A 16,555-nucleotide genomic window follows, 5' to 3' on the forward strand; every position below is an offset into this window, starting at 1 on the left:
GGATTCATCCCAGCGCGGCGGTGACTCGCGCGAGCAGGGCCCGCGGGCTGAAGGGCTTCGTGACGTAGTGGTCGGCACCGGCGGCGAAGCCCGCTTCGATGTCCTTCTCCTGCCCGCGCGCGGTGAGCAGGATCACGGGCGTCTCCACGCCGCGGTCGCGCAGGGCGCGCAGCACGTCGATGCCTGACATGCCGGGCATCATGACGTCGAGCACGATGACGTCCCAGCCGCCCTCCATGCCGGCTTCGAGCGCTTGCGCACCGTCCGCCCGAGTGACGACATCGTGGCCGGCGGACTCCAGCTTGATCGCGACGAGGTCGCGGATGTCACGATCGTCGTCGACCACGAGGATGCGGCCGCTCACCGGGCCGCCCTCCCGCGGAGTGCTCGCGGCTGACAGCTCTCGCTCATGGTGCTCCATCGTGACAAGTCGAGGTGGCCGGGGCCGATGGCTCAAACCTACACGGAAGGCACCTGGGGACGCGGATGGGGCGGGCTGGACGCCCGCCCCATCGCTCGGCGGAGGATAGGGGATTCGAACCCCTGAGGGCTTGCACCCAACACGCTTTCCAAGCGTGCGCCATAGGCCACTAGGCGAATCCTCCCGGCGACCGCGGACGGTCAACCCTGCGATCCTACCCGAGACGGCGAAGGGGGCGAGGACCTCGGTCCTCGCCCCCTCCGTTCACCGGCCCGCTACGGGCAGATGGCGTACTCCGCGACCGCGGCCGAGAGCGTCGTCTCGTCGCCGAGCAGGGTCACCGGCGGCTGTCCCAGCCGCAGGCTCTCCGTCACGATCGACGAGTTGATGCAGCTCGACGTGGCCAGGTAAAGCGGCGAGCCCTCGGCGGCCGCGAGCGCCGAGGCGCTCAGGGCATCCGGGAACTTCATCCCGCTCGCGATGAACATCCGCGGCACGGGGCCGTCGAAGATCGCCTGGTTGACGAGTACCGCCGTCTGGAAGCGGTCTGAGCCGGCGAAGCGGTGGACGACGAGGCCCTCGTTGTCGAAGTCCAGCTCGATGCCGTTCGACATCGAGGCCTGGTCTCCGAGGAGGTACACGCTGTCCGCGCCGAGGCGGTCGAGCTCCGCGAGCGTACCCGCGTCGATGTCGTCCGCCTTGCCGTCCACGAGCAGGATCGGTGCGTCCATCGAACCGGCTGCCGCGCCCGCCGACAGGGCGTCGGGGAAGTTGCGGCCGGTGGCGATGAAGGCGCTCTCCGAGCCCTCGAAGGCATACTCCGCGATGAGACGGCTCGTCTCGTAGCGGTCGACGCCGCCGATGCGCACGACCTCGGTCGCGAGCCCCTCGAGCTCGGCGGCGACCGCCGGGCTCACCGAGGGCTCGCCGCCGACGATCACGACGAGCTCGGGCGACAGGCGCTCGATCTCCTCGGCGATCGCGTCGGGCAGGAAGCCCGCACGGGTCAGCAGGAGCGGAGCGTCATCCGACGCGGCCGCAGGTGCCGCTGCGAGGCCGTCGGGGAAGCGCTCTCCGCTGGCGACGTAGACGGTGTCAGCGCCCTCCGGGAAGCCCTCCTGCGAGATGGCGACAGCCGTCTCGAAGCGGTCGGCGCCAGCGAGGCGATCCGGGGTCGGCATGGTGACATCACCCGTCGTCACGCGGACGATCGTGCGCTCGGACGTGCCGCCGTACTCCAGCACGCCGAGGTACTCGGAGTCGATGGCGAGGCCGTTCCACTTCACCTCGAACGTCGACGACTCGCCGAGCGCGCCGTCGATCGCCGCAGGCTCCGTACGGAACATCCCCTCCTGCTGACCGTCGCCCACGCCGACGTGGTCGACTTCGAACGAGCTCGGCGCGCCCTCGGAGCCGACCGCGTACAGGACCGCGATGGCCCGGTAGCTGCCGGCCTGGGGTGCCTCGAGCATGACGGCCTCGTCGGCCGCACCCGTGCCGCTGACCCACTGCTCCACCGGTGTACCGGAGGCGTTGAGCCGCTGGATGTACAGGTCGAAGTCAGAGGTGTCGTCGGCCGCGTCGAGCGTGATGTAGTGCACGAGCTCGCCGGCGGGGATCTGGAACGGGTAGATCCAGAGGTCGCCGTCGGCGCCCTGGTCGGCGCCGAGCTGCGCGAACTTCGCGAGCCCGTTGGCGTCGATCGGGATCGTGGCGTCGATGCCCGAGACCACCGTCACCGGGGTCTCGCCCGAGGTGCCGATGCCCTCGACCCACTCCGGCGCGGCGACTGCGACCGGCTGCACGGCGAGCGGCGAGCGGACGGCGTGCTCTGAGCTGTTCCAGGTGAGGAAGCCCGACGACCAGGTCGACAGCGGCGCCGTGGTGACGTCGAACGTCACCTCGAACGTCGCGGTCTGGCCCGCCTCCGTGAAGGAGAGCGTCGAGGGTGAGACCGACACGTCGACACCCGGCATGCCGGAGGTCGAGGCCGTGTACTGGCCCGGCTCGAGCGCCGTCACCGTGCGGGTGACGGTCTGCGTGCCGGCGAGCGCACCGATCGCGATCGAGGCGATGTTCACGTCGCTCGGGTCGATCGGGCTGCCCACCCACTCATCCGGGAGCACGTAGCCGAGGCCGCGCAGGTACCCGAACCAGTCGGCAGTGCCGTTCTGGTAGATGAGGCCGGGGTCGAGCATCGACTGCGTGTTGACGAAGCCGGCGCCCTGCGCCCAGGGGTCGGTCGACGGGGTGCCGTCGGCGTTCACGACGTCAGTGGCCGTCGTCATGAGCGCCGACTTGACCTCGGCGGGCGTCGCGAGCGGCTTCGCGCCGAGGTAGATCGCCGCGAGGCCCGCGACGTGCGGAGCGGCCATCGAGGTGCCCGAGAGGAACGAGAAGGTCGGCTCCCCGTCCTCCGGGTTCGCGGTCGCGGCGATGATGCCGACGCCGGGCGCAGCGATGTCCGGCTTCAGGACGTCGCCGCCCTCGGCGACGGCGGGGCCGCGCGACGAGAAGCCTGCGACGACCGGCGCGGGCGTCTCGATGCCCGAGCTGTTGCCGGCCTCGAGCGTGATGACCGTGCCGGGCGTGCGCGCCGCGGCGAGCAGCTCGTCGCGGTACTGCGCGTCCGCGTGGACCGTCGGCACCGCGTGGTCGTCGAGGTCGATCGAGCCAGGCGTCACGTTGACGAGCACGGAGGCGATGCCACCCGCGTCGGCGACGACCTGCGACTTCTCGGCGCGCGCGTTCTCGCCGCGGTCGCAGAGCACGATCATGCCCGCGGCGCGCTCGGCGTCGAGCGTGCCGGGGAGGCAGAGCGCCGCACGCGCGGCCTGCTGGCCAGCGGCAGGGATGTCGCCCGCGTAGATGAACTCGCCCGTCACCGGCTCGGCGTCCTCGCCCATCGGCACGGTGATCGACGCACCGGGGATGCGCTCGTCGCCAGGCAGGATGATGGTCGCCTCGTAGTTCGGGACGGTCGTGGCCGCCACGGTCGTGTACCAGGGCGAGGCGTGGTCGAGCGTCGAAGCGCCCGGTCCGGCGTTGCCCGCCGAGGCCGAGACGAAGACACCGGCCGCGGCAGCGCCGAGGAACGCGATGTCCGTCGGCGTCGCCACCGACGTGGCAGCGCCGCCGCCGATCGAGTAGTTGATGACGTCGACGCCGTCGATCGTCGCCTGCTCGATCGCCTGGATCGAGTCGCTCGTCGCGCAGCCGTCGTCGGTGGTCACCGAGGGGTCGGGTCCCGTCCAGCAGACCTTGTACGCGGCGATGCGCGCCTCGGGGGCGACTCCGCTCATCGTGCCGAGGTCGGCGCCGCCGGCCGAGCTGATCGGCACGTCGGCGTTGCCCGCCGCCGTCGAGGCGGTGTGCGAGCCGTGGCCGTCGCCGTCGCGCGGCGACACGTACTCGCCGACCGATGCGTCGCCGAGGTCGGCCTCGCCGAAGCCGTCGACGTAGTAGCGGGCCGAGACGATCTTTGTGGAGCAGTCGTCAGCCGAGAACTGCTCGCCCTCCTCGCAGTAGCCGGTGAACGTCGTGCCGTCGGCCTTCTCGAAGACGATCGTGTCGCCGTCGAGGTAGGGCTCGGCGCCCGGCGTGGTGCCGAGGGGGTCGCCCGCGAAGAGCGGGTTCTCGGGCGCGATGCCCGTGTCGAGGATGCCGACGACGACACCGGCGCCTGCCTCCTCCTGGCGGCCGACCTCGTTCCAGAGGTTCTCGAGCTCGAGGTACTCGTTCGCCGGGCTCTGCGTGATCTGCAGGATCTCGTCGGGGAAGATCTGCGAGACGCGGCCGTCGCGCGCGAGCTCGAGCGCCTGCTCGGTGCTGAGGTCGGCGACGAAGCCGTTCATCGTCACCGTCAGGCTCGCGTCGATCTCGGCGCCGATCGAGGTCGCGACCTGCGACTGCGTCGACTCGAGGTGCGCGGCGTAGGCGTTGGCTGCCGGGGAGTCGACGTCGATGCTCCGGGTGCCGACCGGCGCCGTGCGCGCGAGGCCCTGGAGGCCGCCGCGGTAGGTCGCCATCGCGTCGTCCTTCAGGACGACGATGTAGCGGCCGCTCTCGAAGCCGCTCGTGTCGATCGATGGTGATTGAGGCGCGGCGCTCGCTGCGGCTGCACCGAGCACCGACGCCCCCGCGCTGAGCGCGAGGGCGGTGGTGAGTGCGATGCCGCGGCGAAGGCGCACACGCTTCGAGTTGAGTGTGCTCACAGAGTGATCCTTCGTTCAGGACGAAGCCCCCGACGTTGGGGGCGGATGCGGTCAAACCTAAGCCGCCGCAAAGGTTCAGAACAGGGTGGGGCACAAGCGTTACCGTTTCGTGACCTTCAGGCGCGTGGCGCTAGCCTGGGCCGGTGCCGACCCGCATCGTCATCGCTTCGCCCGAGGGCCACGCAGGCAAGTCGATCGTCGCCCTCGGGCTCGTCGAAGCCCTGAGCCGGCGCGTCGAGCGCGTCGGCGTGTTCCGCCCCATCGCCAGGTCGTCCGCCGAGCGCGATGCCGTGCTCGAGCTGCTGCTCGCGCACGACGCCGTCGACCTCTCCTACGAGGAGGCGATCGGCACGACGTACGCGGCGGTGCACGATGACGCCGACGCGGCGCTCGCGACCATCGTCGACCGCTTCCACCGCATCGACGAGCGCTTCGACGCGATCGTGATCGTCGGCTCCGACTACACCGACGTCGGCAGCCCCACCGAGCTCGGCTTCAACGCGCGCGTCGCCGCGAACCTCGGCGCCTCGGTGCTCCTCGTGCTCGGCGGCCACCACCCCGAGACCGACGCTCCCCGCTCCGCCGACGAGCTGCGGCAGCTCGCGGAGGTCACGACGGCAGAGCTCGCCGCCTCCCACGCATCCCTCGCGGGAGTCATCGTCAACCGTGCCGACGCATCCGCGATCGACGGCATCCCCGCCGCGATCGCCGACGCCGTGCCCGCCGGCGTGCCCGTGTGGTCGATCCCCGAGGATGCGCTGCTGAGCGCGCCGAGCGTCGGCACGCTCTTCCGCGCGACCGAGGCCGAGCTCGTGCGCGGCGACGCCGAGCTGCTCGCCCGCGAGTCGCTCGGCACGGTCGTGGCCGGCATGTCGATGGAGAACGTGCTCGACCGGCTCATCGAGGGCGGCATCCTCGTCACGCCCGGCGACCGCTCCGACGTGCTCGTCGGCACGCTGCTCGCGCAGCAGTCGGGCACGTTCCCCTCGATCGCCGGCATCGTGCTCAACGGCGGCTTCGACCTGCACCCCGCGGTGCAGCGGCTGCTCGACGGCCTCGACCTCGACGTGCCGATCGGCCGCAGCCCGCACGGCACCTACGAGACCGCGCGGCGCATCGCCGTCACGCGCGGCTCGCTCATCGACGGCACGCAGCGCAAGCGCGACTCTGCGCTCGCGCTCTTCGAGCAGCACGTCGACGCCGAGGCGCTCCTCGAGCGACTCGAGGTCGCGACGACCGACGTCGTCACGCCGCTCATCTTCGAGCACAGCCTCGTCGAGCGGGCGCGCGCCGACCTGCGCCACATCGTGCTCCCCGAGGGCGACGACGACCGCATCCTGCAGGCCGCGTCGACCGTGCTCGCCCGCGGCATCGCGCGGCTCACGATCCTGGGCGACGAGACGTCGATCCGGCAGCGGGCGGCGCGGCTCGGCCTCGACCTCGCCGACGCGCGCATCGTCGCGACCGACGACGCCGAGCTGCGGCCGAAGTACGCGGCCGAGTACCAGCGGCTGCGCGCGCACAAGGGCGTCACGATCGAGCAGGCGATGGAGCGGCTGCTCGACGTCAGCTACTTCGGCACGCTCATGGTCCACACGGGTGACGCCGATGGCATGGTGTCGGGCGCGGCGCACACGACCGCGCACACGATCAAGCCGTCGTTCGAGACGATCAAGACGAAGCCGGGCGTCTCGGTGGTCTCGAGCGTCTTCCTCATGGCGCTCGCCGACCGCGTGCTCGTCTACGGCGACTGCGCCGTCATCCCCGAGCCGACCGTCGAGGAGCTCGCCGACATCGCGATCTCGTCGGCGCAGACGGCGCGCGACTTCGGCATCGAGCCGCGCGTCGCGATGCTCTCGTACTCGACGGGTGAGTCGGGCACGGGCGCCGAGGTCGACCGCGTGCGGCAGGCGACGGCGCTCGTGCGCGAGCGCGCGCCCGAGCTGCTCGTCGAGGGCCCGATCCAGTACGACGCAGCGGCGGATGCGGCCGTCGCGAGCAAGAAGATGCCCGGCTCCGAGGTCGCCGGGCGCGCGACGGTGTTCGTCTTCCCCGACCTCAACACCGGCAACAACACCTACAAGGCGGTGCAGCGATCGGCGGGCGCGCTCGCGATCGGGCCGGTGCTGCAAGGGCTCAACAAGCCCGTGAACGACCTCTCGCGCGGCGCGCTCGTGAGCGACATCGTCAACACGATCGCGATCACCGCGATCCAGGCTCAGGGGGCGGATGCGCCAGGCGGGGCGGGAGAGGAGCGCTCGTGACCCGCTCGGTCTTCGTCATCAACGCCGGCTCGTCGAGCCTCAAGTACCAGCTCGTCGACGTCGACTCCGGGGTGGCGCTCGCGAGCGGGCTCATCGAGCGCATCGGCGAGACGTCGAGCGACGCGAAGCACGAGGTGCCGGGTCGCGAGGCCGTGGTCGAGCGGCGCATGATCCCCGACCACGAGAAGGCCTTCGGATGGGTGCTGCACCAGTTCACGGAGCACGGGCCCGACCTCGGTGCCGCGCGGCTGCTCGGCATCGGCCACCGCGTCGTGCAGGGCGGCGCGCGCTTCGACCGCGCGGTGCGCATCGACGACGACGTCGCGCAGCAGATCGACGACCTCGCCCCGCTCGCGCCGCTCCACAACCCCGCGAACCTGCAGGGCATTCGCTCGGCCCGCGCGACGTTCGCCGGCTACCCGCACGTCGCCGTCTTCGACACGGCCTTCCACCTCACGATCCCGCCCGCCGCGCACCGCTACGCGATCGAGGCGCGCATCGCGGCCGAGCACCGCGTGCGGAAGTACGGCTTCCACGGCACGAGCCACCAGTTCGTCTCGCGCCGCTTGGCCGAGCTGCTCGAGCGGCCGCTCGAGGACGTCAACTCGATCGTGCTGCACCTCGGCAACGGGGCCTCGGCGACCGCGGTGCGGGGCGGCCGCAGCGTCGAGACGTCGATGGGCATGACGCCGCTCGCGGGGCTCGTGATGGGCACGCGCTCGGGCGACATCGACCCGGGCGTCATCTTCCACCTCCATCGCGTCGCCGGGCTCTCGGTCGACGAGATCGACACCCTGCTCAACAAGCGCTCGGGACTGCTGGGCCTCACCGGCACCGGCGACATGCGCGACGTGCTGCAGGCGGCCGACGCGGGCATGCCGCGCGCGGTCGAGGCGCTCGAGATCGTCGGCCACCGGCTGCGCGGCACCGTCGGCGCCTACCTCGCGCACCTCGGCCGCACCGACGCGATCGCCTTCACCGCCGGCATCGGCGAGAACGCCGCGCGGGTGCGCGAAGTGGCGCTCGAGGGTCTCGAGGGGCTCGGCATCGTGCTCGACCCCGAGCGGAACGCCGGCCGCGGCGAGCGCCGCATCTCGGCCGACGGCTCGCCGATCGAGGTGTGGGTCGTGCCGACGAACGAGGAGCTCGAGATCGCGCGGCAGGTGGCCGCGCTCGTCGAGCCCTAGCCGCCGGCCCCGCGCCGCGCCGCGCCGCTCGAGCGCAGAGTGTCGGCACTCTGTGCTTCGGGGGCGCGAAGATCGCAGAGTGTCGGAACTCTGCGCTTCGGGGGCGCGAAGATCGCAGAGTGTCGGCACTTTGCGTGGAGGTGCGCTGGCGCTCGGGGCCGCTCAGCGCTCGGCGAGCTCCCCGATCGCGAACTCGCTCAGCCGCTCGGTCGGGAGCGCCTGCCCGCCGTGCTGCTCGCCGAAGTCCTCCGACGCATCCGTGCCGCAGATCGCGAGGATGCGGTCAGGCCCGCCGGGGTGCCGCGTCACCCACGACGTGACGTCGTAGACGGTGCCCTCGATCGCGACCCAGCACGACGCCGAGTCGTCGTGGTTGGCGACCTCGGCGATCGAGATGTCGTCGTCGGCGTCGTCCCCGTCATCGGATGCGCTCGGGGACGCCGAGGCGGACGGCTCGGTTGGGGGAGCGGCGACGCGGTCGGCCCACACGGAGGTCGCGCCGGAATGGCCGGTGAGCACCGCGATGATGACCGCGCCGAGCGCGACCGTGCCGAGCAGCATCCCGGCCAGCACGCTCATGACGCCGGTCGAGCGGCGGGCGCGAGCGCTCCGGCGCTGCCACAGCCACCACGCGAGGGCCGCGACGAAGAGGACCGCGGAGGTCGCGAGCAGCCAGTTGCCGAGCTGCTCGTGCTGGCCGGGGGAGCCGACGCGCGCGGCGAGCGCCTCGCCCGAGAGCTTCGCGACGAGCGCGCCGACGGTCGCGACGCCGAGGACGCCGACGACCGGCCAGGCGAGCGGGGCGCGCCAGCGCGGCACTGCGATGAGCACGAGCAGCCCGAGGGCGCCGAGCGGGAGGAGCACGACGGGCACGTGCACCGCGAGCGGATGCAACGGCAGGCCGGCGAACAGGTCGAAGGGGCTGCCCGATGCGGCGAGCGGATGCATGCGGCACACGCTACAGCCGCCCGCAGGCCTCGCCCCCTCCATCGCCCCGCGCTCGAGCGCGCTACGATGGAGGCGGCTCCCCGCGTGGCGCCATCCAGGCCAACTCCCCCAGGTCGGAGACGAAGCAAGGGCAACCGGGCTCTGGCGGGTGCGCGGGGAGTCCTTCATGTCCGGACACCGATGCCGGCCACCCCGGCTCGGCGAGTCACCGGCGGGAAGTAGCCTGGATCCCATGGTCGCCGCCCTCTACCGCCGCTATCGGCCGGAGTCGTTCTCCGAGCTCATCGGGCAGGCGCACGTGACCGATCCGCTCCGCACCGCGCTGCGCGCGGACCGCGTCAATCACGCCTACCTCTTCTCGGGCCCGCGCGGCTGCGGCAAGACGACGAGCGCCCGCATCCTCGCGCGCTGCCTCAACTGCGCCGAGGGGCCGACCCCCGAGCCGTGCGGCAAGTGCGACTCGTGCATCGAGCTCGGCCGTGACGGCGGCGGCTCGCTCGACGTCGTCGAGATCGACGCGGCGAGCCACGGCGGCGTCGACGACGCCCGCGACCTGCGCGAGCGCGCGACCTTCGCCCCGAGCCGCGACCGCTACAAGGTCTTCATCATCGACGAGGCCCACATGGTGACCTCCGGCGGCTTCAACGCGCTGCTGAAGATCGTCGAGGAGCCGCCCGAGCACATCAAGTTCATCTTCGCGACGACCGAGCCCGAGAAGGTCATCGGCACGATCCGCTCGCGCACGCACCACTATCCGTTCCGCCTCATCGCGCCCGCGCCCATGCTCGAGTACGTGCAGCAGCTGTGCGCCGAGGAGGGCGTCGAGGCCGACCCCGGCGTGCTGCCGCTCGTCGTGCGCGCCGGCGGCGGCTCCGCGCGCGACACCCTCAGCCTGCTCGACCAGCTCATCGCCGGCTCCGACGGGCCCGTCACCTACGCGCACGCGGTCGCCCTGCTCGGCTTCACGCACGGCGAGCTGCTCGACGAGATCGTCGCGGCGCTCTCGGCGACGGATGCGGCGAGCCTGTTCGCGTCGATCAATCGCGTCGTGCAGTCGGGCCAGGACCCCCGCCGCTTCGTCGAGGACCTCCTCGAGCGGCTCCGCGACCTCATCGTCGCGCGCGCCGCGAAGGACCCGGCGGCGATCCTGCACGGCGTGCCGGCCGAGGAGCTCGAGACGCTCGTCGCGCAAGCGCGCGGCTTCGGCGGCGCGGAGCTCTCGCGCGCGGCCGACATCGTCGCGAAGTCGCTCACCGACATGGCCGGCGCCACGAGCCCCAGGCTCCACCTCGAGCTCATGGCCGCGCGGCTGCTCGTCCCCGAGTCGGGCGACCCGGAGGTCGGGACGATCGCGCGCGTCGAGCGCATCGAGCAGCGCCTCGACGGCGCGGCGCCCGGGCCCGCCGCATCGGCGCCGACTGCCTCCGCGCCACCCGCGCCCGCATCAGTCGGGACCGCACCTGCGACCCCGGCCGCTGCTCCCGTGACATCCGCGCCCGCTCCGGTGAAGTCGGCTCCCGCCTCGGCGCCGCCTGCGGAGTCCGCTCCGACAGCAGCCGCCGCTCCTGTGCCCGCTCCCGCCCGGGAGTCGGCCACGCGAGCCGAAGCGGATCCGATCCCGGCGAGCGGACCCCGGATCTCGGGTCCTGTTGCCGGAACGGGGTCCGCGAAGGCAGACCAGGCTCCAGCGCCGGCGACGCCGCCCGTGGCGGCCCCGGCCGAGCCGATCACCTTCCAGCAGCTGCGCGACTCGTGGGACGAGGTGCTGCAGAAGCTCGCCGACCAGCAGCGCTCCGCGTGGATGGTCGCGACCGCGATCACGCCGAAGGAGCTTCGACCGGGCGACGTCCTCGTGCTCGGGTTCCAGTCCGAGGCAGACATCCAGCACTTCCGCGAGTCGCAGCCCGGCAAGCCGAGCGTCGCAGACCTGCTCCGGGCGGCGATCAAGTCGCTGCTCGGCATCGAGGTGAAGTACATCGCCCGCGCGGAGGCCAGCCCGCGCGCCGCGAAGGAGCGGCCCGCCGACGCCGGCGACGACGTGCACCGAGGCGCGCCGCCCGCCGCCCCGCCCGCGCGCGCCGCGGCGCCCGAGCGGGCCAGGGCATCCGCCCCCGCACCGACCGCGACGGCAGCGCCCGGCCCGGTGACCGGCTGGGCGGTCGCGGCGATCCCGAGCGATGCCGAGGCGCCGCCGGAGGACCTGCCCGAGCAGCCGCTGCCCGACGAGCCCGAGCCCGACCCGTTCTCGTTCGTGTCGGCACCCGAGGCCCCGGCGCCCGCGATGCCGGCACCGGTCGGCGAGGAGCGGCCCGCGCCGACCGGCCCATCGCTCGCCGAGCTCGCCCGCTCGGCGCCCGCGCCCGAGCCGGCGCTCAGCGCATCGCAAGTCGCGCGCTACGGGGAGGCCGTGGTGCGGGAGGAGCTCGGAGCTGAGCTCATCGAGGAGCGCCCGCGGGTGCGAGGGGAGCGCTAGCGCGTGTACGACGGCATCGTCCAGGACCTCATCGACGAGCTCGGCCGGCTCCCGGGCGTCGGCCCGAAGTCGGCGCAGCGCATCGCGTTCCACATCATCCAGACCGAGTCGTTCGACGTCGACCGGCTCGCGACGATCCTGCAGACCGTGCGGCAGCGCGTGCGCTTCTGCGTCGTGTGCGGCAACATCGGCGAGGAGGAGCGGTGCGCGATCTGCCGCGACCCGCGCCGCGTGCCCACGACGATCTGCGTCGTCGAGGAGCCGAAGGACGTCGTCGCGATCGAGCGCACCCGCGAGTACCGCGGGCTCTACCACGTGCTCGGCGGCGCGCTGAACCCCATGCAGGGCGTCGGTCCCGACCAGCTGCGCGTCGCCTCGCTCATGACCCGGCTGCAGGACGCCTCGGTCGAGGAGGTCATCATCGCCACCGACCCCAATGTCGAGGGCGAGGCCACCGCGACCTACCTCATCCGCACGCTCCTGCCGCTCGGCGTGCGGGTGTCGCGGCTCGCGAGCGGGCTGCCGGTCGGCGGCGACCTCGAGTTCGCCGACGAGATGACGCTCGGCCGCGCCTTCGAGGGGCGCCGCACCGTCGAGCGCTGACGCCGAGGCCCTCAGGGCATGCCGCCGAAGCCTAGACTTGATCAGTCCGGGACGTGTAAGGAGCGGCGTGAGCCTCATCGTGCAGAAGTTCGGCGGGTCCAGCGTGGGCGACGCCGAGGGGATCAAGCGCGTCGCGAAGCGCATCGTCGAGTCGCGCAAGCGCGGCGACGACATCGTCGTGGTCGTCTCGGCGATGGGCGACACGACCGACGAGCTCCTCGACCTCGCGAACGCCGTCGTGCCGAACCTCCCCACGGGCGGCCGCGAGCTCGACATGCTGCTGACCGCGGGCGAGCGCATCTCGATGGCGCTGCTCGCGATGGCGATCAAGTCGCAGGGGGCGGAGGCCGTCTCGTTCACCGGCAGCCAGGCGGGCATGCTCACCGACGACCGCCACGGCTCCGCCCGCATCATCTCGGTCACGCCCGGCCGCGTGCGGCAGGCACTCGACCGCGGCCAGATCGCGATCGTGCAGGGCTTCGCTGGCTTCAACAAGGTCACCGGCGACATCACGACCCTCGGGCGCGGTGGCTCCGACACGTCCGCCGTCGCCCTCGCCGCGGCGCTCGGCGCCGACGTGTGCGAGATCTACACCGATGTCGACGGGGTCTTCACCGCCGACCCCCGCGTCGTCCCGCGCGCCCGCCGCATCCCGCGCGTCACGAGCGAGGAGATGCTCGAGCTCGCCGCCGCCGGTGCGAAGGTGCTGCACATCCGCAGCGTCGAGTACGCGCGCCGCCACGGCGTCACCCTCCACGTGCGCTCGTCGTTCACGAACGACGAGGGCACCATCGTCTACGACTCGAAGAGAGCTGGTTCCACCATGGAAGAGCCGATGATCGTCGGGGTCGCCCACGACCTCTCCGAGGCGAAGGTCACGGTCGTCGGCGTGCCCGACGTGCCGGGCACCGCCGCACGCATCTTCACGATCGTCGCCGAGACCGGCGCGAACGTCGACATGATCGTGCAGAACGTCTCCGAGGCGGCGACCGGCCGCACCGACATCTCCTTCACGCTCCCCAAGGCCGAGGCGGGCCCCGCGATGGCGGCGCTCGAGGCCGAGCGGGCCGAGGTCGGCTTCGAGTCGATCCAGCACGACGACCAGATCGGCAAGCTCGCCCTCGTCGGGGCGGGGATGCGCACCAACACCGGCGTCTCGGCGCGACTGTTCCGCGCCCTCTCGGAGGCGGGCATCAACATCGAGATGATCTCCACCTCCGAGATCCGCATCTCGGTCGTGACGCGCGCCGACCAGGTGGTCGACGCCGTGCGCGTCGTGCACTCGGCGTTCGAGCTCGACGCCGACCAGGACGCGGTCGTGCACGCTGGGACGGGCCGATGATCCGCCGGCTGGCCGACGAGCCCGGCGAGGCTCGCCCCATCCGCCTCGGCGTGGTCGGCGCGACCGGCCAGGTCGGCGGCGTCGTGCTGCGGCTGCTCGAGCAGGGCTCGCTCGAGCTCGCCGAGCTGCGGCTGTTCGCCTCCGCGCGCTCCGCCGGCTCGACGATCGAGTTCCGCGGGCAGTCGATCACCGTCGAGGACGCGGATGCGGCCGACCCGTCGGGCCTCGACGTCGCGATCTTCTCGGCGGGCGGCAGCACCTCGAAGCGGCTCGCGCCCCGGTTCGCCGAGGCGGGCGTCATCGTCGTCGACAACTCGTCGGCGTGGCGGATGGACCCCGAGGTGCCGCTCGTCGTCTCGGAGGTCAACCCGCACGCGATCACCGGCGCGGTCAAGGGCATCATCGCCAACCCCAACTGCACGACCATGGCGGCGATGCCGGTGCTCAAGCCGCTCGACCGCGAGGCCGGCCTCGTGCGACTCGTCGTGGCGACCTACCAGGCGGTCTCGGGCTCCGGCCTCGCGGGCGTCGACGAGCTGCGCGGCCAGCTCGAGCGAGCGGCGTCGCAGGCGCCCGAGCGGCTCACGCACGACGGCGGCGCCGTCGACCTCGGTGAGCCGGGCGTCTACCGCGAGCCGATCGCCCACAACGTGCTGCCCTTCGCGGGCAACCTCGTCGACGACGGCTCCGCCGAGACCGACGAGGAGCAGAAGCTGCGCAACGAGTCGCGGAAGATCCTCGAGCGGCCCGAGCTGCGCGTCGCCGGCACGTGCGTGCGCGTGCCCGTCTTCACGGGCCACTCGCTCGCGATCCACGCGGAGTTCGAGCGCGACCTGTCACCCGAGCAGGCCGCGGCGCTGCTCGAGGGCGCACCCGGCGTCGAGCTCGTCGAGATCCCGACCCCGCTCCGGGCCGCCGGCGCCGACGCCTCGCTCGTGGGACGCATCCGCGCCGACCAGTCGGCCGAGCCCGGCAAGGGCCTCGTGCTGTTCGTCGCGAACGACAACCTGCGGAAGGGCGCCGCGCTCAACGCGGTGCAGCTCGCCGGGCTCGTCGCGCGGCTGCTCGACTGACGGGGCGCGGGCCGGAGCCCGCGCCCCGCGCGTCAGAGCGGGTTCTGCGGGCCGTCGACCGGCTCGTCGCCGGACTCGCCGTCGGCCTGCGGCCCGCCCGCGTGCGGGTCGGTCGACACGTCGACCCACTCGCTCGCGAAGTCGCCGCCGCCGCCCGAGTGCGACGCGGCGTCCGCCGTGCTTCCGTGCGCCGGCTCGTCGCGGGCGGGCTCGGTCTGTGCGGAACCGAAGTCGGCGCCGTCGCCGCCCTTCGCACCCGTGACGCGGTGCCGCGCCTCCGCCGCCTTCTCGCCGAGCGCGCGGCCCGCGCCCTGCGTCGACTCGCCCAGCTGCGATGCCGTGCCCTTGACCCACTCGGCCGCCTCGCCGAGCCGGCCCTTCGCCTCATCCAGGATCCCCATGTCGGGCCCCTCTCGTCGTCGGATGGCTCAGGCTAGACCCAGGATGCTGGACGCCAGCACGGCGTGCGGCGTGCTTCATGGGCGAACGTCCTAGAATCTCGGTGTGACCAAGACCATCGACGTCGCCCTGATCGGCGGAGGCATCATGAGCGCCACGCTCGGTGCCGTCCTCCACCGCCTCGAGCCCTCCTGGAGGATCGAGGTGTTCGAGCGACTGCCCAAGGTCGGCATGGAGTCCTCCGACCCGTGGAACAACGCCGGCACCGGTCACGCCGCGCTCTGCGAGCTCAACTACATGCCCGAGGGCCCCGACGGCTCGATGACCGCCGCGAAGGCGATCGACATCAACGAGCAGTTCCAGCTCTCCCGCCAGCTGTGGGCGTCGTTCGTCGAGGACGGCACGCTGCCCGACCCCAAGGGCTTCATCTCGCCCACGCCGCACATGACCTTCGTGTGGGGCGACGCGAACGTCGACTACCTGCGCCGCCGCTGGGAGCTGCTGAAGGACGAGCCGCTCTTCCGCGGCATCGAGTACTCCGAGGACCCGGAGGTCATCCGCGAGTGGGCGCCCACGCTCATCCCCGGCCGCAAGAAGTCGCAGCGCATCGCCGCGACGCGCTCGACCGACGGCACCGACGTCGACTTCGGTGCGCTCACGCGGATGCTGTTCGCGGGCCTCGTCGCGGACGGCGCGAAGGTCTACACCGACACGACCGTCACGGGGCTCAAGCGCCGCTCCGACGGGTTGTGGCGCCTCAAGCTGCGCCACGAGGTGGGGCAGAACAGCACCGAGATCCACGCGCGCTTCGTCTTCGTCGGCGGCGGCGGCGGTGCGCTCAAGCTGCTGCAGAAGTCGCGCATCCCGGAGGCGAAGGGCTTCGCGGGCTTCCCGATCACGGGCGCGTTCCTGCGCACCGACAACCCCGAGGTCGTCGCGCGCCACAACGCGAAGGTCTACGGCAAGGCGAGCGTCGGCGCTCCGCCGATGTCGGTGCCGCACCTCGACACCCGCGTCGTCGACGGCGAGGCGAGCCTGCTCTTCGGTCCCTACGCCGGCTGGAGCCCGAAGTACCTCAAGACCGGCTCCTACACCGACATGTTCGAGACCATCAAGGGCCACAACCTCTACCCGATGGTGCGCGCCGGTCTCGCGAACCTCGACCTCGTCGGCTACCTCATGGGCGAGGTGTTCGCGAGCCGCTCGCAGCGCCTCGAGGCGCTGCGCGAGTTCATGCCCAACGCGAAGGACGAGGACTGGCGCCTCATCACGGCCGGCCAGCGGGTGCAGGTCATGAAGAAGGACCCGGAGAAGGGCGGCGTGCTGCAGTTCGGCACCGAGGTCGTCACGGGCGCCGACGGCACGATCGCCGGCCTCCTCGGCGCCTCGCCGGGCGCCTCCACCGCCGTGCACATCATGCTGACGATCTTCGAGCGCTGCTTCCCCGAGCGCCTGCCCGAGTGGCGCCCCAAGATCCAGCAGCTCATCCCGAGCTACGGGACCAAGCTCAACGACGACCCCGAGGCCGCGCGCGAGGCGCTGGAGCGCACCGCGCGCGTGCTGCGGCTCGTCGACACGCCGAGCGCCGAGCTCGAGGCCGCCGGCGCATCCAACGCCATCGCCTGACAGGA

11 protein-coding genes, 1 tRNA gene and 1 other RNA gene are annotated in these 16,555 nt (G+C 72.4%); 8 read left to right on the forward strand and 5 right to left on the reverse strand.

What is annotated here, in order from left to right; translation table 11 throughout:
* Positions 1–4 precede the first annotated feature (4 nt).
* The 3 genes from L332_RS18895 to L332_RS0114835 form a co-directional block, all read right to left on the reverse strand.
* A complete protein-coding gene (locus tag L332_RS18895; RefSeq protein ID WP_021009813.1) occupies positions 5–364 on the reverse strand; it encodes a response regulator transcription factor in 360 nt (119 codons plus the stop codon).
* Between the two features lie 156 nt (positions 365–520).
* Positions 521–605: transfer RNA gene (locus tag L332_RS18900), tRNA-Ser, on the reverse strand.
* 91 nt (positions 606–696) lie between these two features.
* Positions 697–4,635 (reverse strand): cell wall-binding repeat-containing protein, encoded by a 3,939-nt coding sequence (locus tag L332_RS0114835; protein ID WP_021009814.1) that lies wholly within the window; start codon positions 4,633–4,635, stop codon positions 697–699.
* A 143-nt stretch (positions 4,636–4,778) separates the two neighbouring features.
* Between L332_RS0114835 and pta the strand changes: the two genes are divergently transcribed.
* Both pta and L332_RS18910 read left to right on the forward strand, forming a co-directional pair.
* A complete protein-coding gene (gene pta, locus L332_RS18905; RefSeq protein ID WP_021009815.1) occupies positions 4,779–6,899 on the forward strand; it encodes a phosphate acetyltransferase in 2,121 nt (706 codons plus the stop codon).
* Positions 6,896–8,086, forward strand: coding sequence for an acetate/propionate family kinase (locus L332_RS18910; protein ID WP_021009816.1), 1,191 nt, complete (start codon positions 6,896–6,898; stop codon positions 8,084–8,086). Before pta ends, L332_RS18910 begins: the two co-directional genes overlap by 4 nt.
* Positions 8,087–8,248: 162 nt before the next feature.
* On the opposite strand, the gene L332_RS29300 is transcribed toward L332_RS18910, so the two are convergent.
* Positions 8,249–9,034: a cytochrome b5-like heme/steroid binding domain-containing protein gene (locus tag L332_RS29300; protein ID WP_021064907.1), complete on the reverse strand. Its 786-nt coding sequence runs from the start codon at positions 9,032–9,034 to the stop codon at positions 8,249–8,251.
* 71 nt (positions 9,035–9,105) lie between these two features.
* On the opposite strand from L332_RS29300, the gene ffs reads away from it, so the two are divergent.
* From ffs to L332_RS18930, 5 genes are all read left to right on the forward strand, one after another.
* An RNA gene (gene ffs, locus L332_RS29755) (signal recognition particle sRNA small type) lies at positions 9,106–9,202 on the forward strand.
* Between the two features lie 64 nt (positions 9,203–9,266).
* The gene (locus tag L332_RS18915; protein ID WP_021009818.1) at positions 9,267–11,507 is read left to right on the forward strand and encodes a DNA polymerase III subunit gamma and tau; all 2,241 of its coding nucleotides are present in this window, start codon (positions 9,267–9,269) and stop codon (positions 11,505–11,507) included.
* A 3-nt stretch (positions 11,508–11,510) separates the two neighbouring features.
* Positions 11,511–12,110, forward strand: a complete 600-nt coding sequence (gene recR, locus L332_RS18920; protein ID WP_021009819.1) for a recombination mediator RecR — start codon at positions 11,511–11,513, stop codon at positions 12,108–12,110.
* A 67-nt stretch (positions 12,111–12,177) separates the two neighbouring features.
* A complete protein-coding gene (locus L332_RS18925; protein ID WP_021009820.1) occupies positions 12,178–13,452 on the forward strand; it encodes an aspartate kinase in 1,275 nt (424 codons plus the stop codon).
* A complete protein-coding gene (locus tag L332_RS18930; protein WP_021009821.1) occupies positions 13,449–14,525 on the forward strand; it encodes an aspartate-semialdehyde dehydrogenase in 1,077 nt (358 codons plus the stop codon). Before L332_RS18925 ends, L332_RS18930 begins: the two co-directional genes overlap by 4 nt.
* Before the next feature lie 32 nt (positions 14,526–14,557).
* Here the strand turns inward: L332_RS18930 and L332_RS18935 are convergent, their stop codons facing one another.
* Entirely contained in the window at positions 14,558–14,926 is a 369-nt protein-coding gene (locus L332_RS18935; RefSeq protein WP_021009822.1) for a hypothetical protein, read from the reverse strand.
* A gap of 103 nt (positions 14,927–15,029) precedes the next feature.
* On the opposite strand from L332_RS18935, the gene L332_RS18940 reads away from it, so the two are divergent.
* Positions 15,030–16,550 (forward strand): malate:quinone oxidoreductase, encoded by a 1,521-nt coding sequence (locus tag L332_RS18940; protein WP_021009823.1) that lies wholly within the window; start codon positions 15,030–15,032, stop codon positions 16,548–16,550.
* Positions 16,551–16,555 lie beyond the last annotated feature (5 nt).

Origin of the sequence: Agrococcus pavilionensis RW1, from assembly GCF_000400485.1 — a bacterium.
GTDB lineage: Bacteria > Actinomycetota > Actinomycetes > Actinomycetales > Microbacteriaceae > Agrococcus > Agrococcus pavilionensis.

Coding starts and splice junctions, on each gene's coding strand:
- L332_RS29300 (WP_021064907.1), bottom strand. CDS start 9,034: ATGCATCCGCTCGCCGCATCGGGCAGCCCCTTCGACCTGTTCGCCGGC.
- L332_RS18915 (WP_021009818.1), top strand. CDS start 9,267: ATGGTCGCCGCCCTCTACCGCCGCTATCGGCCGGAGTCGTTCTCCGAG.
- L332_RS18930 (WP_021009821.1), top strand. CDS start 13,449: ATGATCCGCCGGCTGGCCGACGAGCCCGGCGAGGCTCGCCCCATCCGC.
- L332_RS18935 (WP_021009822.1), bottom strand. CDS start 14,926: ATGGGGATCCTGGATGAGGCGAAGGGCCGGCTCGGCGAGGCGGCCGAG.